This window comes from Colwellia psychrerythraea 34H (genome assembly GCF_000012325.1).
Taxonomy (GTDB): Bacteria; Pseudomonadota; Gammaproteobacteria; order Enterobacterales; family Alteromonadaceae; genus Colwellia; species Colwellia psychrerythraea_A.
Genome location: NC_003910.7, coordinates 1,608,509 through 1,631,016 on the forward strand (window position 1 = coordinate 1,608,509; position 22,508 = coordinate 1,631,016).

General features: G+C 38.8%; 20 protein-coding genes. 14 read left to right on the forward strand and 6 right to left on the reverse strand.

Going from position 1 to position 22,508, the window contains the following annotated elements; translation table 11 throughout:
- The first annotated feature begins 49 nt into the window (after positions 1-49).
- From lpxD to tilS, 8 genes are all read left to right on the forward strand, one after another.
- Entirely contained in the window at positions 50-1,105 is a 1,056-nt protein-coding gene (gene lpxD / locus CPS_RS06955) for a UDP-3-O-(3-hydroxymyristoyl)glucosamine N-acyltransferase (RefSeq protein WP_187148307.1), read from the forward strand.
- Positions 1,106-1,235: 130 nt separating this feature from the next.
- Complete coding sequence (gene fabZ, locus CPS_RS06960; protein ID WP_011042400.1) at positions 1,236-1,688, forward strand: 3-hydroxyacyl-ACP dehydratase FabZ; 453 nt, start codon at positions 1,236-1,238, stop codon at positions 1,686-1,688.
- A 61-nt stretch (positions 1,689-1,749) separates the two neighbouring features.
- Positions 1,750-2,520 (forward strand): acyl-ACP--UDP-N-acetylglucosamine O-acyltransferase, encoded by a 771-nt coding sequence (lpxA, locus tag CPS_RS06965; protein ID WP_011042401.1) that lies wholly within the window; start codon positions 1,750-1,752, stop codon positions 2,518-2,520.
- Between the two features lie 343 nt (positions 2,521-2,863).
- Positions 2,864-4,045, forward strand: coding sequence for a lipid-A-disaccharide synthase (lpxB, locus tag CPS_RS06970; protein ID WP_011042404.1), 1,182 nt, complete (start codon positions 2,864-2,866; stop codon positions 4,043-4,045).
- 44 nt (positions 4,046-4,089) lie between these two features.
- Complete coding sequence (gene rnhB, locus CPS_RS06975) at positions 4,090-4,743, forward strand: ribonuclease HII (protein ID WP_011042405.1); 654 nt, start codon at positions 4,090-4,092, stop codon at positions 4,741-4,743.
- A gap of 1 nt (position 4,744) precedes the next feature.
- The gene (gene dnaE, locus CPS_RS06980; RefSeq protein ID WP_011042406.1) at positions 4,745-8,305 is read left to right on the forward strand and encodes a DNA polymerase III subunit alpha; all 3,561 of its coding nucleotides are present in this window, start codon (positions 4,745-4,747) and stop codon (positions 8,303-8,305) included.
- Positions 8,306-8,441: 136 nt separating this feature from the next.
- A complete protein-coding gene (accA, locus tag CPS_RS06985) occupies positions 8,442-9,398 on the forward strand; it encodes an acetyl-CoA carboxylase carboxyl transferase subunit alpha (RefSeq protein ID WP_011042407.1) in 957 nt (318 codons plus the stop codon).
- A 42-nt stretch (positions 9,399-9,440) separates the two neighbouring features.
- Positions 9,441-10,829 (forward strand): tRNA lysidine(34) synthetase TilS, encoded by a 1,389-nt coding sequence (tilS, locus tag CPS_RS06990; protein WP_011042408.1) that lies wholly within the window; start codon positions 9,441-9,443, stop codon positions 10,827-10,829.
- Positions 10,830-10,918: 89 nt separating this feature from the next.
- Here tilS and sstT read toward each other — a convergent pair whose 3' ends face one another.
- Positions 10,919-12,145 carry a serine/threonine transporter SstT gene (gene sstT, locus CPS_RS06995; protein WP_011042409.1) on the reverse strand — a complete coding sequence of 409 codons (1,227 nt, stop codon included), beginning with the start codon at positions 12,143-12,145 and terminating at the stop codon, positions 10,919-10,921.
- 180 nt (positions 12,146-12,325) lie between these two features.
- Between sstT and CPS_RS07000 the strand changes: the two genes are divergently transcribed.
- The gene (locus tag CPS_RS07000) at positions 12,326-12,895 is read left to right on the forward strand and encodes a PhnA domain-containing protein (protein ID WP_011042410.1); all 570 of its coding nucleotides are present in this window, start codon (positions 12,326-12,328) and stop codon (positions 12,893-12,895) included.
- A gap of 183 nt (positions 12,896-13,078) precedes the next feature.
- Here the strand turns inward: CPS_RS07000 and fur are convergent, their stop codons facing one another.
- The 5 genes from fur to CPS_RS07025 form a co-directional block, all read right to left on the reverse strand.
- On the reverse strand, positions 13,079-13,522 hold the full coding sequence (gene fur / locus CPS_RS07005) for a ferric iron uptake transcriptional regulator (protein WP_011042411.1): 444 nt from the start codon (positions 13,520-13,522) through the stop codon (positions 13,079-13,081).
- A gap of 173 nt (positions 13,523-13,695) precedes the next feature.
- Positions 13,696-14,220 carry a flavodoxin FldA gene (gene fldA / locus CPS_RS07010; protein WP_011042412.1) on the reverse strand — a complete coding sequence of 175 codons (525 nt, stop codon included), beginning with the start codon at positions 14,218-14,220 and terminating at the stop codon, positions 13,696-13,698.
- A 27-nt stretch (positions 14,221-14,247) separates the two neighbouring features.
- The gene (ybfE, locus tag CPS_RS07015; protein WP_011042413.1) at positions 14,248-14,529 is read right to left on the reverse strand and encodes a LexA regulated protein; all 282 of its coding nucleotides are present in this window, start codon (positions 14,527-14,529) and stop codon (positions 14,248-14,250) included.
- Between the two features lie 3 nt (positions 14,530-14,532).
- On the reverse strand, positions 14,533-14,754 hold the full coding sequence (locus CPS_RS07020) for a DUF2788 domain-containing protein (protein ID WP_011042414.1): 222 nt from the start codon (positions 14,752-14,754) through the stop codon (positions 14,533-14,535).
- A 199-nt stretch (positions 14,755-14,953) separates the two neighbouring features.
- Positions 14,954-15,751 carry an alpha/beta fold hydrolase gene (locus CPS_RS07025; RefSeq protein ID WP_011042415.1) on the reverse strand — a complete coding sequence of 266 codons (798 nt, stop codon included), beginning with the start codon at positions 15,749-15,751 and terminating at the stop codon, positions 14,954-14,956.
- Between the two features lie 243 nt (positions 15,752-15,994).
- Between CPS_RS07025 and seqA the strand changes: the two genes are divergently transcribed.
- The 5 genes from seqA to CPS_RS07050 all read left to right on the forward strand — a co-directional run bounded on the left by seqA (position 15,995) and on the right by CPS_RS07050 (position 22,425).
- Positions 15,995-16,597, forward strand: a complete 603-nt coding sequence (gene seqA / locus CPS_RS07030) for a replication initiation negative regulator SeqA (RefSeq protein ID WP_011042416.1) — start codon at positions 15,995-15,997, stop codon at positions 16,595-16,597.
- A gap of 53 nt (positions 16,598-16,650) precedes the next feature.
- A complete protein-coding gene (pgm, locus tag CPS_RS07035; RefSeq protein WP_011042417.1) occupies positions 16,651-18,312 on the forward strand; it encodes a phosphoglucomutase (alpha-D-glucose-1,6-bisphosphate-dependent) in 1,662 nt (553 codons plus the stop codon).
- A 389-nt stretch (positions 18,313-18,701) separates the two neighbouring features.
- Positions 18,702-19,883 (forward strand): thiamine pyrophosphate-dependent dehydrogenase E1 component subunit alpha, encoded by a 1,182-nt coding sequence (locus CPS_RS07040; protein WP_011042418.1) that lies wholly within the window; start codon positions 18,702-18,704, stop codon positions 19,881-19,883.
- Positions 19,884-20,152: 269 nt separating this feature from the next.
- Entirely contained in the window at positions 20,153-21,130 is a 978-nt protein-coding gene (locus CPS_RS07045) for an alpha-ketoacid dehydrogenase subunit beta (protein WP_011042419.1), read from the forward strand.
- A 29-nt stretch (positions 21,131-21,159) separates the two neighbouring features.
- Positions 21,160-22,425, forward strand: a complete 1,266-nt coding sequence (locus CPS_RS07050) for a dihydrolipoyllysine-residue acetyltransferase (protein ID WP_011042420.1) — start codon at positions 21,160-21,162, stop codon at positions 22,423-22,425.
- Positions 22,426-22,508 lie beyond the last annotated feature (83 nt).

Below are 22,508 nucleotides of genomic sequence, written 5' to 3' on the forward strand. Positions count from 1 at the left end.
GCTTAGTTATCATTAAGATAAATAATTTATTACTCATCGCGGTAAAGGCATTATTATGACTTACACGTTAGCTGAAATTGCTATCAAACTAGATGCTAAATTGATAGTACCAGCTGCGCTAGATGAGCAAAACGAAGCACTGACTCAAATCAGTGGCTTAGCAACTTTAGCAAAGGCGGGGACAGGGCAAGTGGCTTTTCTTGCCAATAGCAAGTATCAGCAACAACTTAGCTCAACTAATGCGAGTGCGGTGATTGTCTCTCCTGATGCCGTAGAGGCCTGTCAGGTCAGTGCTCTTGTCATGGATAACCCTTATATGGGGTATGCCATGCTAGCTAGTTTACTTGATAGTACGCCAAAAGTGTCTTGTGGGATTCATCCCAATGCTGTTATTGCCGATGATGTTTTAATCGGTGAAAATGTAAGTGTTGGCGCTAATACAGTTATTGAGTCAGGTGTGCAACTAGCTGATAATGTAAGTATTGGTGCCGGTTGCTTTATTGGTCATGGGGCTAAAATTGGTGAATCAACGATACTCTGGGCAAATATTACTATTTATCACAGAGTAGAGATTGGTCATCATTGCTTAATTCAAGCTAGCACTGTTATTGGCTCCGACGGTTTTGGTTATGCGCCGGTAAAAGGGCAGTATAAATGGCATAAAATCCCGCAATTAGGCAGCGTCATTATTGGCGACCATGTTGAGATTGGCGCTAGTACTACTATTGACCGAGGGGCACTGGATAATACCGAAATAAGAGACGGTGTAATTTTAGATAACCAAATTCAAATTGCTCACAATGTTATTGTTGGCGAGAATACCGCCATAGCAGGTTGTACCGTCATTGCAGGTAGCACTGTCATAGGTAAGAATTGTACTATTGCCGGTCTGGTCGGAGTTAATGGTCATATTACTATTGCTGATAATTGTGTTTTTACTGGCATGTCCATGGTAACCAAGAATATCAGTCAAGCAGGAGTGTATTCTTCTGGTATGCCAGTAGTACAAAATAAAGAATGGAATAAAACTAATGCCAGAGTTAAGCGACTTGATAGCTTGACTAAACGAGTGAAAGAGTTAGAAAAATTACTCGCTAAAAACTAGCTATTAACCCCGCCAATGCGTAAAATACTCCAAAGTCTTTCTGTCGCTCAACATGAAGCTGACGCAAATATAGTAAGCAGTTAGTTAGTTAACCATTAACTAACTGCGTTAACTAACAAGGAATATTCATTTGGAAACTGTAAAAAAACCTATCGATCTTAACGAAATAAAAACGTTAATACCTCACAGATACCCAATGTTATTAGTTGATAAAGTAATAGATCATGAACCAGGTAAAACCTTACATGCTATTAAAAATGTCACAATAAATGAGCCTGTATTTACAGGGCATTTTCCTGAACTAGCCATTTTTCCCGGTGTTTTAATTTTAGAAGCATTAGCACAAGCTACAGGTATCCTTGGTTTTAAAAGCACAGAAGGGCGTGGTGATAATGAAATGTATTTATTTGCCTCAATAGATAAAGCAAAATTTAAAAAACCTGTGTTACCAGGTGATACCATGCACTTACATGTTGAATTTCTCAAAGAACGTCGAGGAATGTGGAAGTTTTATGGTGAAGCTAGAGTTGATGGCAAAGTGGTTTGTAGTGCTGACCTTATGTGTGCACGTCGCCCTTTATAGACCCCTATTACAAATATTATTTAGAACAAAAAGCTTACTTACCTATTAGAAGATTAAACGTATGATTCATCCCCAAGCTATTATTGAACCAGGTGCCGTTATTGGCAAAAATGTGTCTATAGGTCCATGGACTTATATTGCCAGTAATGTTGTGATTGGCGATAACTGTGAAATCAGCTCGCATGTGGTCATTAATGGCCCAAGCCGTATCGGTAAAGGTAACCGTATATTTCAATTTGCAAGTATTGGTGAAGACTGTCAGGACATTAAATATGACGGTGAGCCAACTGAATTGATCATTGGTGATAACAATACCTTTCGAGAATCTTGTACTGTTCATCGTGGCACGATTCAAGATAATAGTATTACTCAAATTGGCAGTAATAATTTATTTATGGCCTATACCCATGTGGCCCACGATTGTATTGTTGGAAGTCATTGCATTTTCGCAAATAATGCTTCTATTGCTGGTCACGTCCATGTAGGTGACCACGCTATTATTGGTGGTATGGTAGGTGTTCATCAATTCTGCCATATTGGCGCACATAGTTTTATTGCTGGTAATGCCCTAATACTTAAAGATGTTCCTGCTTATGTTATGGCTTCAGGTCAACCGGCTAAACCTTTTGGCTTAAACAGTGAAGGTTTAAAACGTCGTGGTTTTGATAAAGAAACCATTCTAACGATAAAACGTGCTTACAAGGTGTTGTACCGACAAGGGCTTTCTGTTGAAGACGCATTAAGCGCTATCAATGAAATGCCAGCCCAATCTCCAGAATTACAAGCGTTTTGTAATTCAATCAAAGAATCTAATCGCGGTATCATTCGTTAAACTTAATATGTTAAACATGTGCCGTTAATACCAGTACCGTTATTATACCCAAGCTACCTGAATATGCAGGTTTCAGCGGGAATTAGAAAGCCTTTAAGCAAGGCATTGATTGAAGAGAAGGGTTGTTCCCTTGTCGAAATCAATAACGCAGCATAAAGCGTTTCTAAACCAGCCCTGCGGGGACGTCTGAGCAAACCATGTTCTTCGTTGCCTCCTTTTTTAAGGGAATAACCCTTAATAAAATGAGGCTCCTTGATCATGAATCGCTCAAGCGTCCTGAAACACGTATCTTCAAGTGGCTTGGGTATATAGGTACAGTTAACTTTAAGTACCTTTAACGTCTATGACTACTCAAAATCAAAACACTCACCAACAAACTGTTTTTGCAATGGTTGTTGGTGAACATTCAGGCGATACGCTCGGCGCAGGCCTGATCACTTCCTTACGACAGACTCATCCGCATGCTAAATTTATCGGTATTGGCGGACCCAAAATGCTAGCCTTAGGTTTTGAAAGCCTATTCGCTATGGACGAGTTATCGGTCATGGGGTTAGTCGAAGTACTTGGCCGAATCAGACGTTTATTACATGTCCGTAAAACCTTAACCGATTTTTTTATTACCAATAAACCCGATGTGTTTATTGGTATTGATGCGCCTGACTTTAATATCGGTCTAGAATTAAAACTTAAAGTAAAAGGTATTAAAACGGTTCATTATGTTAGTCCGTCAGTCTGGGCTTGGCGTGAAAAACGTATTTTTAAAATCGCCAAAGCTACTGATATGGTCTTAGCCTTGTTGCCTTTCGAAAAAGCTTTTTATGATAAGCACAATGTTCCTTGTACTTTTGTTGGTCATCCACTTGCGGATGATATTCCGATGCAAAGTGATAAAGTTTTAGCCAGAGACAAGCTTGGTTTAGCACAAGATAAAAAAATCTTGGCATTGATGCCAGGTAGTCGTGGTGGTGAGTTATCACGTTTACTTGAAGATTTTTTTGAAAGTGCTAAACAATTACAAGCTCAAGATAGTGAACTACTCTTTGTCGCGCCCATGATCAGTGAGCAGCGGGCCAATCAATTTAATGCCCTTAAAGCTGAACTTGCTCCAGATTTAGATATAGAGATTGTGCTTAATCAAACGCAACAGGTAATGGCTGCCAGTGATTGTTTATTAACCGCTTCGGGTACAGTAACCTTAGAAGCTGCTTTAATTAAACGACCCATGGTTATTTGTTATAAATTTAGCCCAATAACCTTTTTCTTAGGCCGTAGGTTTGTTAAGTTGAAATGGTTCTCTTTACCAAACTTATTAACAAATAAATCTTTAGTCCCTGAATTATTGCAAAAGGATGTTTGCCCTGAAAATATTGTGCCTTTGGTTAAAGAGCGTCTATATCAGGATCAAAGCCAATTGAATGATAGTTTTACTGCAATACATCAACAACTAAAATGTGATGCGAGTAAACAAGCAGCTAAGGCTGTACTTGATGTTTTATCTTCGAAACTTTTAAGCAATAACAAATAATAACTAACCAATAAGATAAGAATACCTTATCTCGAGTAAATAATATGGCGAGTAAGCAAATTTTCCCTGATTTTGAATACCCTATCGCGTATTGCATTGCGGGTGTTGATGAAGTCGGTCGTGGTCCTTTAGTTGGTGATGTGGTTACAGCGGCGGTAATTTTAGATCCCGATAACCCGATTGAAGGATTGATGGACTCGAAAAAATTATCAGAAAAGAAGCGTAACTTGTTATCCCTTGAAATAAAGGAAAAGGCAATCTCTTGGTCATTAGGGCGTGCTTCTCCACAAGAAATTGATACCTTGAATATATTACACGCCACTATGCTTGCGATGCAGCGAGCTGTTGAAGGACTGAATGTTGAACCTGACTTTGTGCTTGTTGATGGTAATCGTTGTCCTACATTCTTATGCAATGCCAGTGAAAGTAACCAACAAAATTTAAAAATTGCTAGCCAAGCGGTAGTGAAAGGTGACGCTAGAGTTACTGAAATAAGTGCTGCGTCTATTATTGCTAAAGTAGCTCGCGATAATGAAATGATAGCCTTAGACAAACTCCATCCTGAATATGGTTTCGCCAAGCACAAAGGTTACCCAACTAAACTTCATTTAGAAAAAATTATCGAGCATGGCGTACTGGATTGTTATCGACAAAGCTTTAAGCCTGTCGCTAGAGTATTAGGTACATACCATGACTGATATGCTTAGCGGAGAAATTGCCACAGAAGCAGAACCAAGCGTTTTTGTACCGCCAAAATTTATTCATTTACGCGTACATAGTGATTACTCTATGTGTGATGGTTTGAAGAAAGTAAAGCCGATAGTTGCGAAAGCTGTTGAGCTTAATATGCCAGCACTTGCCTTAACTGACCAAACTAATTTATGTGGTCTAGTTAAGTACTATCACGCTGCTCATGGCGCAGGAATTAAACCAATTATAGGTTGTGATTTTTGGGTGAAAAGTGATGAGTTGGAAGATGAACTGTCACGTATAGTTGTACTTACTACTAACAATGTAGGTTATAAAAATATAACTGAACTTATCTCAAAAGCCTACATGCGTGGACACATACAAAATAAAGCTGTGATAGATAAGTCGTGGCTGGTTGAATATAAAGAAGGCTTAATCTTACTTTCTGGTGGCCGAGAAGGTGATATAGGTAAAGCCTTATTAAAAGGGAATACTGAATTAGTTGATGAAATGGTGAGTTTTTATCAGCAACATTTCGATCGTTGTTATTTTCTAGAGTTAGTCAGAACAGGTCGTAATGATGAAGAAAATTATATCCATCTTGCCGTTGAGCTAGCCGAAAAAGAAAATCTGCCAGTAGTTGCAACTAATGAGGTGATGTTTCTTTCCCCAAATGACTTTGATGCCCATGAAATTCGCGTTGCTATTCATGACGGCTTTACCTTAGATGATAAACGTCGACCTAAGCGTTATAGCTCTGAGCAATATTTACGTAGTGAAGAGGAGATGTGCGAGCTGTTTAGCGACATCCCTGAAGCCTTAGCCAATAGTGTCGAAATTGCTAAACGCTGTAATGTCACTGTCACCTTAGGTGAATACGTCTTACCAGACTTTCCCACGGAAGGTTTGGAGATAAATGACTTTTTTATCAAAGTATCTGAAAAAGGGTTAGAAAAACGACTTGATCAATTATTCGACCGTCAAGCGGATGATTTTGCCGAAATAAGAAAACCTTATGATGAACGTTTAGCTATTGAGCTAGAAGTGGTAAATAACATGGGCTTCCCCGGTTATTTCTTGATTGTTATGGAATTCATTCAATGGAGTAAAGATAACAATATCCCCGTTGGCCCCGGTCGTGGTTCTGGTGCTGGTTCCTTAGTTGCCTATGCACTAGATATTACCGATCTCGATCCACTTGAATATGATTTACTTTTTGAGCGCTTCTTAAACCCTGAGCGTGTCTCTATGCCTGATTTCGATATCGATTTCTGTATGGATAGACGTGATGAAGTAATCGATCACGTGGCTGAGCTTTATGGGCGAGATGCGGTTTCGCAAATAATTACTTTTGGTACTATGGCGGCAAAAGCGGTTATCCGTGATGTTGGTCGTGTACTTGGCCACCCATACGGTTTTGTCGACAGAATTTCAAAACTTATACCGCCTACCCCTGGCATGACCTTAGCTAAAGCATTTGAAGAAGAGCCAAAGCTGCCAGAAGTTTATGCACAAGATAGTGATGTCAAAGATCTCATTGATATGTGTCGTATCTTAGAAGGTACCACACGTAATGCAGGTAAGCATGCGGGTGGTGTTGTTATTTCACCGACTACTATTACCGATTTTGCCCCATTATATTGTGATGATGAAGGTAAAAATCCAGTAACCCAATTTGATAAAAATGATGTAGAAGATGCTGGCTTAGTTAAGTTCGATTTCTTAGGTCTACGAACACTGACCATTTTGCAATGGGCCATTGAAATGGCTGATGCAAAATTGATAAAAGCCGGCAAAGAGCCAATCGATATCACCAAAATTGATCTCGAAGATAAAGCAAGCTTTAAGCTATTACTTGCCTCGAAAACCACAGCAGTTTTTCAGCTTGAATCTAGCGGTATGAAGTCTTTAATTGATAAATTAAAACCTGATTGCTTTGAAGATATTATCGCATTAGTGGCGTTATTTCGTCCTGGGCCATTACAATCAGGCATGGTTGATAACTTTATTGAACGTAAACATGGCCGTGAAGAAGTCAGTTATCCTGACGCCACTTGGCAGCATGAAGATTTACAGCCGGTGCTTGAGCCAACCTACGGCATTATCTTGTATCAAGAGCAAGTAATGCAAATTGCGCAGGTACTTGCAGGTTACTCACTCGGTGGTGCAGATATGCTTCGCCGTGCAATGGGTAAGAAAAAGCCAGAAGAAATGGCTAAGCAGCGCGCCGGTTTTGAACAGGGTGCGAAAGATCGTGGTGTTGATGGCGAACTTGCCATGAAAATTTTCGATTTGGTTGAAAAATTTGCTGGTTATGGTTTTAACAAATCGCATTCTGCGGCTTATGCCTTAGTGTCTTATCAAACGTTATGGATGAAGACACATTTCCCTGCACCGTTTATGGCCGCAGTAATGTCTGCTGATATGGACAACACTGAAAAAATTGTCACTTTAGTTGATGAGTGTGGCAATATGGAAATAGATTTATTGCCACCCGATGTTAACGCTGGACAATATAAATTTACCGTTAATAGTGATAATCAAATTGTTTATGGTATTGGTGCTGTTAAAGGAGTTGGTGAAGGCCCTATTGAAGCTATTATTAGTGCTCGACAATCAGACGGCCCTTTCACAGACTTATTTGATTTCTGTGCACGTCTAGATCTTAAAAAAACTAATAAACGTGTTTTAGAAAAATTAATTAAATCAGGTGCTATGGATAGTCTTGGCCCTAAGTATGTACAAGGGAAAGCAAAAGAGCAGGGCGCTAATCGAGCGGCTCTCTTTGAAACATTACCAGAAGCCATTAAAGCAGCAGAGCAACATGCAAAAGCAGAATCGTTAGGTCAAAATGACCTTTTTGGTTTAATAAATGATGAACAAACTGATTCCAGACAAACTTTTAAAGAAGTCAGAGCTTGGCCTGAGGAAAAGTGGCTAGATGGAGAAAAAGAAACCTTAGGGCTTTATTTAACCGGCCATCCCATTAATCGCTACTTGTCTGAAATAAAAAAATATTCTTCGAGCCGCCTAGTTGTTATGCAACCAACGGGTCGAGATAGGCAAGCTGTTGCTGTTGGTTTAGTGATAGGCGTACGCGTCCTGGTCAATAAACGCGGGCGTCGCTGGGCATTAGTGACGCTAGATGATAAGAGTGCTCGTATGGATATTCGTCTTTTTCCAGATGACTATGATCGCTTTGCAGAGATGCTGGTAAATGACGCTATTTTGGTTTGTAGTGGACAGGTCAGCTTTGATGATTATTCTGGTGGTAATACAATGACAGCTCGGGATATAATGACTATCACTGATGCGCGAGAAAATTATCTTAGTTCCATTGATGTTCAAGTTGATAACAGCTTGATAGCAGATGATTTTATCGAACAGTTTACTCAGGTATTAACACCTTTTAAAGAAGGCACCTGTCCAGTGAGAGTTTTTTATCAGCGCGAAGAAGCCCAAGCTATGCTTGAGTTAGGCGTTCAATGGCGAGTAACGCCAGCCGATATGTTACTATACGAATTAAAAACATTGCTTGGTGAAGAACGTGTCGCCATGGAATTTAAATAACAACTGCTTAGCTTAAGATATTGAGCAAGAATACTTTATGTAAAGTATTGCTTAAGGTACTAAACTCAAGGTATTTTGGTTAAGTAGTGAAAAACGATTTTAAAAAATTAACTAGATTTATTAGGTAAAAATAAGCATGTCATTAAACTTTTTAGATTTCGAGCAGCCTATTGCTGAACTTGATGCAAAAATAGAAGAGCTACAGTTAGTAAATAACGGCCAAGAGCTTGATCTTGATATCGAAGATCAAATCTCTCAATTACGCGAAAAAAATAAAGAGCAAACGAAGAAAATTTTTTCGAACTTAGATGCATGGCAAACAGCTAGAGTAGCTCGTCATCCACAACGCCCATATTCGCTAGATTACATACCGCGTATTTTCACCGAGTTTGATGAATTAGCAGGCGATCGCGCTTATGCTAATGACAATGCTATTGTTGGCGGTACAGCACGTTTGGACGGTAAGCCAGTGATGATCATTGGTCATCAAAAGGGTCGTTCAACTGCTGAGAAAGTTAAGCGTAATTTTGGTATGCCTCGTCCAGAAGGTTATCGCAAAGCGCTACGTCTAATGGAAATGGCAGAACGTTTTAATATGCCTATCATCACCTTTATTGACACTCCTGGTGCTTATCCAGGTGTTGGCGCAGAAGAGCGTGGTCAAAGTGAGGCTATTGCTCGCAACTTAAAAGTGATGGCGCGTTTATCTGTACCTATTATTTGTACCGTTATTGGTGAAGGCGGCTCTGGTGGCGCATTAGCCATTGGTGTTGGTGATAGAGTGAATATGTTGCAATACGCTACATATTCAGTAATTTCACCTGAAGGGTGTGCGTCTATTTTATGGAAAACAGCCGAGAAAGCTCCTACAGCTGCGGCGGCAATGGGTATTACAGCACAGCGTATCAAAGAGCTAGATTTAATAAATAGCATTGTTGAGGAGCCACTAGGCGGAGCTCATCGTGATATGGATGTGATGGCTGCACACCTTAAACAAGCAATTAAAAAAGATTTGTCGGAGCTAGAAGGCTTAAGTAAAGATGAGCTTATCGAACAACGTTACGATAGATTAATGTCATTTGGTTACTGTTAAATAACCTAGCCGACAGCAGTTAACTGCTGTCGGCTTTTTTCTATGAATATTATAACTTCAGCTCTTCAAAATACCCTCAAGACCCTTTTCGAAACGCACGGAAATATTGAGTTAATTGTTGCCTATAGTGGCGGTATCGACTCGCAAGTGCTTTTACATGCTTTAGTGCAATTAAAGCAAAATAAAATTATCAATAATGAAATTACGGTCTGTCATGTTAACCATGGACTGAGTGGTAATGCTGAGCGTTGGCAAAAACTTGCCGAACAAGAGTGTATTAAACTGTCAGTTAACCTTATTGTTAAGCGTGTTAATGTGCGGTCAAAAGCACAACAGTCATTGGAAGCACTGGCACGTGATGCCAGATATAATGCCCTTAAGTCTTTGAGGGAGAAAAAATCTGTCGTATTAACTGGGCATCACAGTGATGATCAAAGTGAGACCTTTTTACTAGCACTTAAACGTGGTGCTGGTTTAAAAGGCTTATCTGCAATGTCAGTACAAACACAGCTTGACCAACATTTATTGGTTCGACCTTTATTGAACGTTGCTCGTCAAGAAATAGAGAATTATGCTGAAAATCATCAGCTTAGTTGGGTGGAAGATGAATCTAATCTTGATACTTGTTTTGACCGTAACTTTATCAGACAAAAAATAATACCACTGTTACGTGAGCGTTGGCCTAGTATAAATAACACTATTAATCGAAGTGCTAGCCATTGCTTAGCAGGACAAGAGTTATTAGATGAACTTGCCGAACAAGATTTAACCGTTTGTAAAACGGGAGACTCGGGTTTGCATGTTTCAGCGTTAACGACCTTATCACCAGCACGCTTTAATAACCTAATACGTTTTTTTATGGCACAACAAGGTTGCTTGATGCCAAGTACAGAGCAAGTTAATCAAGTAAGACTTCAACTGCAGGCTGATGAAGATAAAAGCCCTCAAATTAAAGTGGCAGAGCAGGTTTTTAGACGTTTTAAAAACACATTATTTTTAACGCCGGAATATAGTGATATTAGCAATTGGCAAGGGCAAGTTGACTTGTTCCAAGATACTCTGATGTTTGGCAATAATGTACTGGTTTTACCGGATAACTTGGGCGAATTGAGCTTTAATACGAATGTCGTGATAAACACTGATTCGCGGACAAATCTGCCTCGCATTTCCTTACCGATGCTAGGACAGCAAGTCAGTGTTCGCTTTTGCCATGAAAACCCCAAATGCTTGCCTCATTTTAGGCAACACTCCCGTACTGTTAAAAAAGTACTGCAGGAGTTAAATATAGCGCCATGGCAACGTAAACGTATTGCATTTTTGTATTACGACAATGAATTGGTAGCGGCGATAGGCCATTTCATTTGCCAACCATTTATTGAGAGTGACCCTAAGCTAGGTATGCAAATAGATCATGCTAAGTTGACAAGCTGAACGTTTAAATAAAAAGGCGCATAGTACCAAGAGTACTATGCGCCTTTTTTATATGAACTGTTTATGCCAGCTATATCAGCTTACTCACCTTACTCTTTAGTTATATGGTGTGATGCTGCCGCTGAAAATACAACATCAGTAGAGCTATTTAAAGCCGTCTCTGCCGAGTCTTGAATAACGCCAATAATAAAGCCAATAGCAACAACCTGCATAGCGACATCATTATTAATACCAAATAAGCTACAAGCCAATGGAATAAGTAATAGTGAGCCACCAGCCACACCAGAAGCACCACAAGCTGAAATGGAGGCTACCACAGACAATAAAATTGCTGTCGCAAAACTCACTTCAATATTTAAGCTGTAGGCCGCAGCTAAAGTTAAAACGGTAATGGTAATTGCTGCACCGGCCATGTTGATGGTGGCACCTAGTGGGATCGAAACTGAGTAGGTATCTTCATGTAAATCTAATTTCTTACATAAGGCCATATTCACGGGAATGTTTGCGGCTGAGCTACGGGTGAAAAAAGCGGTAATACCAGATTCTTTAAGACAAGTGAAAACTAAAGGATAAGGATTTTTCTTAGTGATGATAAACACAATTAAAGGGTTAACTAGCAAGGCGATAATTAACATGGCACTAAGTAGTACTGCTACCAAATGACTATATTCGCCCAAAGCACTAAAACCCGTAGTCGCAATTGTATTTGCAACTAAGCCAAAGATACCTAGTGGAGCAAAACGTATTACTATACGCACAACACTTGAAATAGCTTCGCTTAAATCATGTACCATCCCCTTGCTAGATTCACTTGCATGCTTTAATGAAAAGCCTAAGCCTAACCCCCAAGCAAGCACAGCTATAAAGTTACCACTAGCAACTGCCGTCACAGGATTTTCAACCACTTTAAAAGCGAGTGTAGCCAATACTTCGGTTAATTTTTGCGGAGGATTTGCAGTCGCTCCAGCAAGATCTAAGGTAAGCTCTGTGGGAAAAGCAAAACTTAATAATACGGCAACCAAAGCGGCACTTAAGGTACCTAAAAAGTATAAGCCAACAATAGGTTTTAACTCAGCACTGCTATCCATTTTCTGATTAGCTATCGCTGAGGTAACTAATACTAACACCAGAATAGGGGCAACTGCTTTTAAGGCGTTAACAAATAAGCTGCCGAGCATACCAAATGCTTTAGCTGACTCGGGTGATATTACAGCTAGTAAACTAGCTAAAATAATAGCGACAATTATTTGGCTAACCAAACTAGTTGACTTTATTTTTTGAATAAAAGATTCGTTTTGGGGTTTTTCGCTGGTCATAGGTAAGCCTGCTACTTAAGGTTTTTAATATGAGCGAGTTTTATCATTGAAGAATAGGCATTGTCTACAGCTATTCGCTAAACGAGGATAATTAAGCGTTAAAGCGAGTTTTTTCATAGAAATATAAGATGATGCGAGTATAATTACGCCATTAAAACAACGATTATCTTTGGAAAAACTATGCCTACAGAACAAGCATTAAAAAACCGTAGCAACAATAGCTGCGAACTTTGTACTAGTACAGACACCTTGGTAGTTTATCCGGTACCGCCAACGAGTGATTTAAGTGCTCAGCAATCTATTTACTTATGTCAAAATTGTTTATCACAAATTGACGGGCAGAGTGAATTAGATCTGAATCACTGGCGTTGCTTAAATGATAGCATGTGGAATCAAGAGCCAGCAGTACAAGTTATGTCTTATCGTATGCTGCACAAACTTTCATCTGAGAGTTGGGCTCAAGATGCTTTAGACATGATTTATTTAGAAGATGAAGTGAAAACGTGGGCAGAGCAGGGTATTGCTGCAGAGCGCAGTAATGGACCAACGCGCGATAGTAATGGTGCAGAATTACAAGATGGCGATAATGTTACTTTGATTAAAGATTTAAAAGTTAAAGGGGCAAACTTTACCGCCAAGCAAGGTACCATGGTACGCGGTATTACCTTAACGGATAATCCTGAACATATTGAAGGTAAGGTCAATGGCACTCGTATTGTATTGGTGTCTGCTTATTTGAAAAAAGCTTAATCTTAACTGTTTGCATATATTTCAGTTAGCTATTTGAACGAGTAAAACTAAGACATAAAAAACGCTGTGATAATTATATCACAGCGTTTTTATTTATTAGTCTATTTACAAAACACTAAATCAAGCAAGGTTAAGTTAATTATAGTATCAACTTATTCCTTCAACTTAATGGATCAACTTTTGTTATTGATTCTTTTTTCTAAAAGATTCACAAGCTACTTGATCTTCACATTCACCATATAAGTATAAGCTATGGTTAGTTAGCTTAATTTTATGTGCTACAGCAATATCACTTTGTCTTTGTTCAATGACATTATCTTCAAACTCAACAACTTTGCCACATTTTAAACAAACCAAATGGTCATGGTGAGCTTTATGGGCTAATTCAAATACTGATTTACCGCCTTCAAAGTGATGGCGAGTAACAATGCCAGCATCATCAAATTGGTTTAATACTCGATAAACAGTCGCTAAACCAATTTCTTCATTTTGTTCTAATAATATTTTATAAACATCTTCTGCACTGATGTGCTGATTATTTGGCTGTTGAAGAATACTGAGGATCTTTATTCTAGGCAGGGTGATTTTTAATCCAGCTCTTTTAAGTTCTTCGTTTTGTTCAGCCATATTAACTCTCTAAAGTGATAAGTAATTCAATAGCAAAATTATAGGGGGTTATAGAGGAAGAGAAAAGCTTTAGTTTTATTCTTTGAACAAATTGTTCGCTTTGGCTGTAAAAGTGAAAAAAAAAGCCCAATAAATGGGCTTTTTTAACTATAACCTTGATTATAACAAGGTTATTAAGCGAATTCGGCTAAACACATTTCATCGTTTAATTGAGCAAGCCATTTATCAACACGTGCTTCAGTTAATTCACTTTGTCTGTCTTCATCAATACATAAGCCAATAAAAGTGTTTTCATCAACAAGAGCTTTTGACGCTTCAAATTCGTAACCGTCGGTTGACCAGTTACCAACAACGATAGCACCTTTACTCTCAACGATATCTCGTAAAGGCTCCATAGCATCACAAAAGTATTCGGCGTAATCTTCTTGGTCGCCTAAGCCAAAGATAGCTACTAATTTATCAGTAAAATCTATTGCTTCTAAATCAGGTAAAAAATCATCCCAATCACATTGGTTTTCACCATAATACCAGGTAGGAATACCTAAAATAAGCAAATCGAACTCTGCGATTTCCTCTTTAGTGCTCTTGGCGATGTCTTTGACGTCAACCATTTGCTTACCTAATTTTTTCTGGATCATTTTACCAATTGCTTCAGTGTTACCTGTATCACTGCCAAAGAATAAACCTACGATTGCCATGAAATATTACCTTATTATGCTTTCATATTACTTAATGTGTGCTGCTAATGATTCTATTAGTAGCGACTCTATTAATTCGCTACGACTCATTTGTTGAGTTTCAGCTAATTGTTCTAATTGTTCAAATAAACTGTGATGGACTTTAAACTCTACTCGTTTTAAACCCTTGTTTTTGTCACGCTTTACCTGATTTCGCTTGTTAATCTTTATCTGTACGCTACGTGAGTTAGGATTCGTTTTCGGACGCCCAGGACGTCTTTCATCACTAAATAGGTCAATAGTGGTTAAGTCAGTTATTTCTTTTGCCATGAGTTAACCAACACCCTGACTTTCCCAGATAAACTGGATAATACCTTTCGCAATAAAGCCTGCACAGCCTAAAAATAAAACAAAATAAACGACCACTTTACCCATTCTTGGTACATCGTTTCTATTCATCACATCATAAATAGAAAGGCCAATAAAGCCAAAGATAAAAAGGAAAAATAAATTAAGGCCAATTGCCTCAATAAGCTCTAAATGTTCTACTAGCATAGTGGTTGTTTGTTTCTTATACACTAAGGCCAATTAATACTAAGACTAAGGCCAAAAAAATTGGCCGCATTATAACACACGATTTACGCCATACCATTAGCATTTATTGCTATTAGGTAAATAATAATAGCGATTGTTAGTAGTAAGCATTTTGATCTTTATCAATGATATAGAAGTCGGCTGTTATAATTTCTTTGTTTTATGGAAATTCGGCCTTAATAAAGTCCGCGACAATTTTATTAAAGGCAATAGTCTTTTCAGCATGAAGCCAATGTCCTGCGCCTTGAATGATTTTTGCTTTGCTGTTGGGTAACAGTGCAGCGATAGCTGTTCTGTGTTCAGTTTGAATATAATCAGAATTACCTCCTTTGATGAACAAAGTTGGTCCAGCATAAGCTTTGCTATTATCAGGTATTTGATTCGCTTTCATTATCTGCGGATAGCATAAACTGATATTTTCAAGACTGCATTTAAAGGCAAATTTACCTTGTGAATTTAATGCTAAATTACGTAATAAAAATTGCCTAACACCGATGTTATCGACAAATGGAGCTAGCTGAGTATCAGCATCCTTGCGTTTCATTACTTGAGATAAATCGATCGCTTGCAAACCGGCTATAATTTTTAAATGATGAGGCGGGTAGCTAACCGGAGCAATATCAGCAACTAATAACTTTGTAATACGCTCTGGTTGCGCTAACGCGACTTGAACGGCAATTTTACCGCCCATTGAGTGACCTAATAATAGGCAAGTATCAATATTTAAATGGTCTAACAAATTAATGATGTCTTGCGCTAATTCGGAGTACTCCATAGTGCTAGCATGAAATGAATCACCATGATTTCTAACGTCGACACTGGTAACACAATAGTTTTGTGCCAATGGTTTTGCCACCATATTAAGATTTTCTAAACTACCAAATAAACCATGTATCAGTACGATGTGTTTGCCCGTACCAACTTGTTTATAGTTTAGTATTTCAGGTTTTTTTGTCATTATGTTATTCGTTTTTATTTGGCTATCATTGGTAATATTGTCATGTTTTTAACAACTATTTGCAAACATCACCGTTAAATAATCAAAGCATGGAATACCTATGCTTAAATTAATTTTTTTGCCTGAAGTGATGTTAATTCCAACTGAAATGATGAACTTTGAATAGTAATGGGTATAAATGAGTTCAACCTACTGTCATTTCCCTATATAATCTTTCGCGAATTATTTAAGTTAAGGGTAACAATGAAAAACATCGAAATAGATGAAGAGCTTTACCAATATATTGCCACTAATACTCAGTTTATTGGTGAGAGTGCTTCTGCCATTTTACGTCGTTTGCTAAATTTGGGTGTCGAAGCCAAACTTGAAACCGTTACCGTTAATGAACCTTCAGATGTGGTTGAAGTAAATATTCTTCCTGAGTCTGAAGAGAAGGCAGTGAAAATTGAAACTGCTGAGGTTAAAGAACCAAAAAGTAAAGCTGTTGTTAAGGTTACCGCTGAGAGCCATGAAACAGTGTTTAACTTTATCAATAAAGAAGAGTTGGCAATGCAGCGTGGTGCTGTGGGACGGTTTTTATTAATTCTTGCCGCATTATATCGTGCTCATCCAGACCAGTTTGGTGTAGTAACAGATATAAGTGGTAGAGATCGCTTATATTTTGCTAATAGTGAAAATAAATTAGCAGAAAGTGGCAGTAGTACTAAGCCTCGCCAAATACCAGAAAGTCCATTTTGGGTCATAACCAATTCTAACACCACACGTAAAAAAATGATGTTAACTAAAGCCTCAATCTCATTGGGTTATAGTGACAGTGATGTAGAAAAAATTCGTGAGTTACTTTAGTACTGACTATTGAAGTAGCTTAGGATAATACTTGTAATAATTAGGAAGATGACATGAGTATCCACCCTTTTGCGGGTAAACCAGCTCGTCCGGAAGATAGAATTAATATTGGTCAGTTAGTTAGTGACTACTTTTTGCAAACACCAGATGTAAGTTTAGCTGCTGAGCAAGTAAGCTTTGGCACGTCTGGTCACCGAGGTTGCGCGAATAAGCGTAGTTTCAATGAGCAGCATATTATCGCTATATGTCAGGCTATTGCGGAATATCGTCAACAAAACGCCATCAATGGGCCACTCTTTTTAGGTAAAGATACTCATGCGTTATCTGAGCCCGCATTTGCTAACGCAATATCAGTACTTATTGCTAATGGCGTTAATGTCGTTATCCAAAGTGACTCTTTATCGGGAAAGGGCTTTACGCCGACACCCGTTATTTCTCGTTTAATCATTTGTCATAATAAATCAGCTTCTGAAAAACTTGCTGATGGCATTGTCATTACGCCTTCACATAATCCACCGAGTGATGGTGGTATTAAATATAATCCGCCTCACGGTGGTCCTGCAGAAGGTGGTATTACCAAGAAAATTGAGCAGCGCGCTAATGAAATCATTATCGCAGGCTTAATTGATGTTAAACAGCTATCTTACCCTGAAGCGCTAAAATCATCTCTGCTCACCAAAGAAGATTTTATTAGTCATTATGTTGGTCAACTTAATGAAGTAATTGACATGCAGGCTATTTCAAAAGCAGGCATCACTATTGGTGTTGATCCTTTAGGCGGCTCAGGCATCGCTTATTGGCCTGTTATTGCTGAGCAATATAACCTGAACATTTCTGTTGTTAATGAAGTAGTCGATGCCAGTTTTGCTTTTATGCCATTAGATAAAGATGGTAAAATTCGCATGGATTGCTCGTCAAAATATGCCATGGCAGGCCTTATTGCCATGAAAGATGATTTTGATATCAGTGTGGGTAATGATCCTGATTTTGACCGACATGGTATTGTAACGTCAAGTGGCGGCTTGATGAATCCCAATCATTACCTCGCCGTCGCTATTCATTATTTAATGACGCATAGAGATTGGCCAAAAAGTTGTAAAATAGGCAAAACCTTAGTGTCAAGTTCATTGATTGACCGCGTAGCCGCTCAACTCTCTCGCCCGTTATCTGAAGTGCCCGTTGGTTTTAAATGGTTTGTCGATGGTTTAGCTGATGCAAGTTATGCTTTTGGTGGTGAAGAAAGTGCTGGCGCATCTTTTCTATCTCGTGATGGCAGTACGTGGACCACAGATAAAGACGGTTTTATATTGGCTTTATTAGCGGCAGAGATTCTTGCTGTTACTGGCAAAGACCCTTATCAGTATTACCTCGAACTAACTAAAACACTAGGTCAACCATGTTATGGCCGAGTTGAAGCTGTTGCGTCATTTGAACAGAAACGCGTGCTAACAGCGTTATCATCTAACGATGTTAAAGCACAAAGCCTTGCGGGTGATAAGATTCTTCATGTACTTTCACATGCACCAGGAAATAATGCCGCTATAGGTGGCATAAAAGTAGTAACTGATAACGGTTGGTTTGCTGCTCGTCCTTCTGGCACTGAAGATATTTATAAAATCTACGCTGAAAGTTTTATTGATGAAGATCACCTTCAAATCATCATTAGTGAGGCACAAGCTATTGTTGGCGATTCATTTAAAGCTGCAGGCTTGTAAGTCATTGCTATTAAAGAGTTATTACTGATTATGGTGATAACTCTTTAACTCCTGTATACCCCCTCTATTTTTTTATTCTAATACCACTGTAAAGAATGTTGCTCACTTCTTGTGACTTACACGGTAACTCATTGTCTTCGTTTATTGAATGTAAGTTAACGTGAAGGTAAAGTTTATCCAGGTTATTACGGCATACCTTACTTAGGTATAAATTGGCTATACTAAAAATTAATAAGCCTGGCTAATACCCATTTAATTTATTGACAACTCACAGTTACAAGAGCGTACTTACAACAAAAAAATTTGTTAAATATAGTTTTTATATTTAATCAACTTTCGCAGACGTTAACCGCAGCACCTTGCGCGTTAAGGTAATAGAAGAGAACATTATGAGCACAGAAATTTATGATGATGGACCAGTAGTACATCAACCTACTTTTATCGATGGGACCAGTGTTGAAATTCCTGAATTGAGAATTTTAGACCAAGACGGTGTCACTTATCCCAATGCTGACTTACCCGATATAGATCAAGCGTTGGCGACCAAAATTTATCATAGCCTTGCCTTTCATCGTGTACTAGATGAACGTATGGTGGCTTCACAGCGCCAGGGCCGTTTGAGTTTTTATATGACCGCATTAGGCGAAGAAGCGACGAGTGTTGGTGGTGCTGCGGGACTAAAACCTCAAGATATGATCATGATGCAATATCGTGAACAAGGTGCCTTAATATATCGTGGTTTTGATCTTAAAGATCTAATGAATCAGCTGTTTAGTAATGCTGGTGATTTAGGGAAAGGTCGTCAAATGCCGATTCATTATGGTTCTAAAGCGCTGAACTGTATGACGGTATCTTCGCCTCTTGCGACACAAATTCCGCAAGCGACTGGTTATGCTTATGGGCAAAAATTGCAAGGTGTTGATGCGGTAACCATTTGTTATTTTGGTGAAGGTGCAGCATCGGAAGGTGATTTTCATGCAGGTCTAAATATGGCTGCAGTACAAGAAGCACCGGTTATCTTTTTCTGTCGAAACAATGGTTATGCTATCTCTACACCTTCAGATGAACAATTTAAAGGTAATGGCATTGCTTCTCGTGGTGTCGGTTACGGCATTAAAACAATCCGTATTGATGGAAATGACATCCTTGCGGTACTTAAAGCAACACAAATAGCTCGTGCTTACGCAATAAAAGAAAATAAACCAGTCTTAATAGAAGCAATGTCTTATCGTCTGGGCGCACATTCTACCTCGGATGATCCATCGGGTTATCGTACTAAAGAAGAAGAGGCTAAGTGGCAAAGTCATGATCCTATCTTGCGTATGAAAAATTGGTTAATAAACCAAAAGTGGTGGGATGAAGCACGAGAAACTGCATTGTTTGAAAAATATCGAGAAGAAGTGTTAGCGGCAGTTAAAGTAGCAGAGAAAATTGATAAACCACATATAGATACCATGATAACTGATGTTTATGATGTGCCATCAGCACAGTTACAAGCACAATTAGATGAAGTCAAAGCTCACGTTAATAAATACCCAGAAGCTTACCCATTTACCGCAGGGAAATTTTAATCATGACTCAAATCTATATTGACCAAGTGTGTAGTATCAACATTGACTTCCATGACGCTTACCCAACTACATCAGCAGGGAAATTTTAATCATGACTCAAATCTATATTGACCAAGTGTGTAGTATCAACATTGACTTCTATGAAGCTTACCCAACTACATCAGCAGGGAAATTTTAATCATGATGCAAATCTATATTGACCAAATGTGTGGTATCAACACTTATTTTCACGAAGCTTACCCAACTACAGCAGCAGGAAAACTTTAATCATGGCTCAAATAAATTTATTACACGCGATTAATAGTGCACTTGATATTGCCATGGCTGATGATAAAAGCACGGTATGTTTTGGTGAAGATGTTGGTCATTTTGGTGGCGTATTTCGTGCCACAAGTGGTCTACAAGAAAAATATGGCAAAGCTCGCTGCTTTAATACTCCTCTAGTAGAGCAGGGGATTATTGGTTTTGCTAATGGTCTAGCTGCTCAAGGCAGTGTTGCTATCGCTGAGATCCAATTTGCCGATTATATTTTTCCTGCTTTTGATCAAATAGTTAATGAAGCGGCTAAATTTCGTTACCGCAGCGGCAATGAATTCAATGTTGGTAAATTGACCATTCGTAGCCCATACGGTGGTGGTATTGCGGGGGGCTTGTATCATAGTCAATCGCCCGAAGCTTACTTTGCCCATACCCCAGGTTTAAAAGTAGTTATTCCACGTAATCCATATCAAGCTAAAGGTTTATTGCTTGCGTCTATTCGTGATGATAATCCGGTGATCTTTTTTGAACCAAAGCGTTTATACCGAGCATCAGTTGGCGAAGTACCAGAAGAAGATTATCAATTGCCTTTGGGTAAAGCTGAAGTAGTACAAACGGGTACTGATATCACTTTACTTGCTTGGGGCGCGCAAATGGAAATAATTGAAAAAGCAGCGCAAATGGCTAGCAACGATGGTATCTCATGTGAAGTGGTAGACTTACGTACTATTTTACCTTGGGATATAGAAACTATTAGCAATTCTGTGATGAAAACAGGTCGTTTGCTTATCAGTCAAGAAGCACCACTAACGGCTGGATTTGCCAGTGAAATAGCCGCCACTATTCAAAGTGAGTGTTTTTTACACTTAGAATCGCCTATTGCTCGTGTATGTGGTCTAGATACGCCATACCCATTAGCGCTAGAAAAAGAGTATGTTAGCGATCACTTAAAAGTATATGAAGCAATCATAAAGAGCGTTAATTTTTAACGATAACCCTTATTAGCAGGACACAGAACATGAGTATTGATTTTATATTACCTGATATTGGTGAAGGCATCGTTGAGTGTGAGCTCGTCGAATGGTTAGTTAAAGAAGGCGAAGTTATTGTTGAAGATCAGCCTATTGCTGATGTAATGACAGATAAAGCCTTAGTACAAATTCCGGCAATGCATTCAGGTGTTGTAGAAAAGCTTTATTATAAACAAGGTGAAATTGCTAAAGTGCATTCGCCTCTTTTTGCTATGACTCCAGAAGGTGATGACAGTACTAACGATATTGTTGCCGCTGAACCTGAAGTTAACGCACAAGTTGATAACGTAAAGACTGAGCTTGTGACTAAAGAAATCTCAGTACCATCAGTTGCTCCATCATCAGTAAAAGGCGAACCTGCTGTTAGCAATACTAAAACCGACGGTAGCAAAGCATTAGCAAGCCCAGCGGTTAGACGTGTAGCGCGTGAACTAGATATTAATATCCATCAAGTCGAGGGCAGCGGTAAAAAAGGGCGAGTCTATAAAGATGATGTTGTCGCTTATAGTCAAAATGGCTCGAGTGTTATACCTACTGTTGTTAACGGCGGCACTAGCGTAGAACCCATTCGCGGTATTAAGAAGATAATGGCAACAGCGATGCAAAATAGTGTCAGTACTATTCCTCACTTTACTTACTGTGAAGAAATTGACCTCACTGAACTTATCGCTTTACGCACAGAACTTAAAGATGTTTATGCTAAGCAAGATATTAAATTAACTATGATGCCATTTTTTATGAAAGCTATGTCATTAGCGATCAAAGAATACCCAGTGGTAAATTCAAAAGTAAATGATGATTGCACAGAGCTGACTTATTTTAATGATCATAATATTGGTATGGCGGTTGATTCTAAAGTCGGCTTACTTGTTCCTAATATTAAACAAGTACAAACTAAGTCAATATTAGACTTAGCTAACGACATTATGCGCTTAACAAATGATGCGCGTAGTGGACGTGTTGCTAGTGAAGATCTAAAAGGTGGCTCTATTACTATTTCTAATATTGGTGCAATAGGCGGTACTGTGGCAACACCTATCATCAATAAACCAGAAGTCGCTATTGTTGCACTAGGCAAGTTACAAAAATTACCGCGCTTTAATGAGCAAGGTGACGTAGAAGCACGCAGTATTATGCAAGTGAGCTGGTCTGGTGATCATCGAGTTATAGACGGCGGCACTATCGCTCGCTTTTGTAACCTATGGAAATCATTCCTAGAGAAGCCAAGTCATATGTTAGTGCATATGAGCTAAAGCTTTAATCATACATAGTTAAGTCACTTATTCAGCAGTGCCTTAGGTATATAGCATTAAAAAAGCCCCGTTATCAATGGTTA

Bases quoted from the DNA above. Each gene is read 5' to 3' on its own strand.
- seqA (WP_011042416.1), top strand. From the start codon at position 15,995: ATGAAAAACATCGAAATAGATGAAGAGCTTTACCAATATATTGCCACT.
- pgm (WP_011042417.1), top strand. From the start codon at position 16,651: ATGAGTATCCACCCTTTTGCGGGTAAACCAGCTCGTCCGGAAGATAGA.
- CPS_RS07025 (WP_011042415.1), bottom strand. From the start codon at position 15,751: ATGACAAAAAAACCTGAAATACTAAACTATAAACAAGTTGGTACGGGC.
- sstT (WP_011042409.1), bottom strand. From the start codon at position 12,145: ATGACCAGCGAAAAACCCCAAAACGAATCTTTTATTCAAAAAATAAAG.
- accA (WP_011042407.1), top strand. From the start codon at position 8,442: ATGTCATTAAACTTTTTAGATTTCGAGCAGCCTATTGCTGAACTTGAT.
- ybfE (WP_011042413.1), bottom strand. From the start codon at position 14,529: ATGGCAAAAGAAATAACTGACTTAACCACTATTGACCTATTTAGTGAT.
- CPS_RS07040 (WP_011042418.1), top strand. From the start codon at position 18,702: ATGAGCACAGAAATTTATGATGATGGACCAGTAGTACATCAACCTACT.
- fldA (WP_011042412.1), bottom strand. From the start codon at position 14,220: ATGGCAATCGTAGGTTTATTCTTTGGCAGTGATACAGGTAACACTGAA.
- fur (WP_011042411.1), bottom strand. From the start codon at position 13,522: ATGGCTGAACAAAACGAAGAACTTAAAAGAGCTGGATTAAAAATCACC.
- CPS_RS07020 (WP_011042414.1), bottom strand. From the start codon at position 14,754: ATGCTAGTAGAACATTTAGAGCTTATTGAGGCAATTGGCCTTAATTTA.
- CPS_RS07050 (WP_011042420.1), top strand. From the start codon at position 21,160: ATGAGTATTGATTTTATATTACCTGATATTGGTGAAGGCATCGTTGAG.
- tilS (WP_011042408.1), top strand. From the start codon at position 9,441: ATGAATATTATAACTTCAGCTCTTCAAAATACCCTCAAGACCCTTTTC.
- CPS_RS07000 (WP_011042410.1), top strand. From the start codon at position 12,326: ATGCCTACAGAACAAGCATTAAAAAACCGTAGCAACAATAGCTGCGAA.
- rnhB (WP_011042405.1), top strand. From the start codon at position 4,090: ATGGCGAGTAAGCAAATTTTCCCTGATTTTGAATACCCTATCGCGTAT.
- CPS_RS07045 (WP_011042419.1), top strand. From the start codon at position 20,153: ATGGCTCAAATAAATTTATTACACGCGATTAATAGTGCACTTGATATT.
- lpxA (WP_011042401.1), top strand. From the start codon at position 1,750: ATGATTCATCCCCAAGCTATTATTGAACCAGGTGCCGTTATTGGCAAA.
- lpxB (WP_011042404.1), top strand. From the start codon at position 2,864: ATGACTACTCAAAATCAAAACACTCACCAACAAACTGTTTTTGCAATG.
- dnaE (WP_011042406.1), top strand. From the start codon at position 4,745: ATGCTTAGCGGAGAAATTGCCACAGAAGCAGAACCAAGCGTTTTTGTA.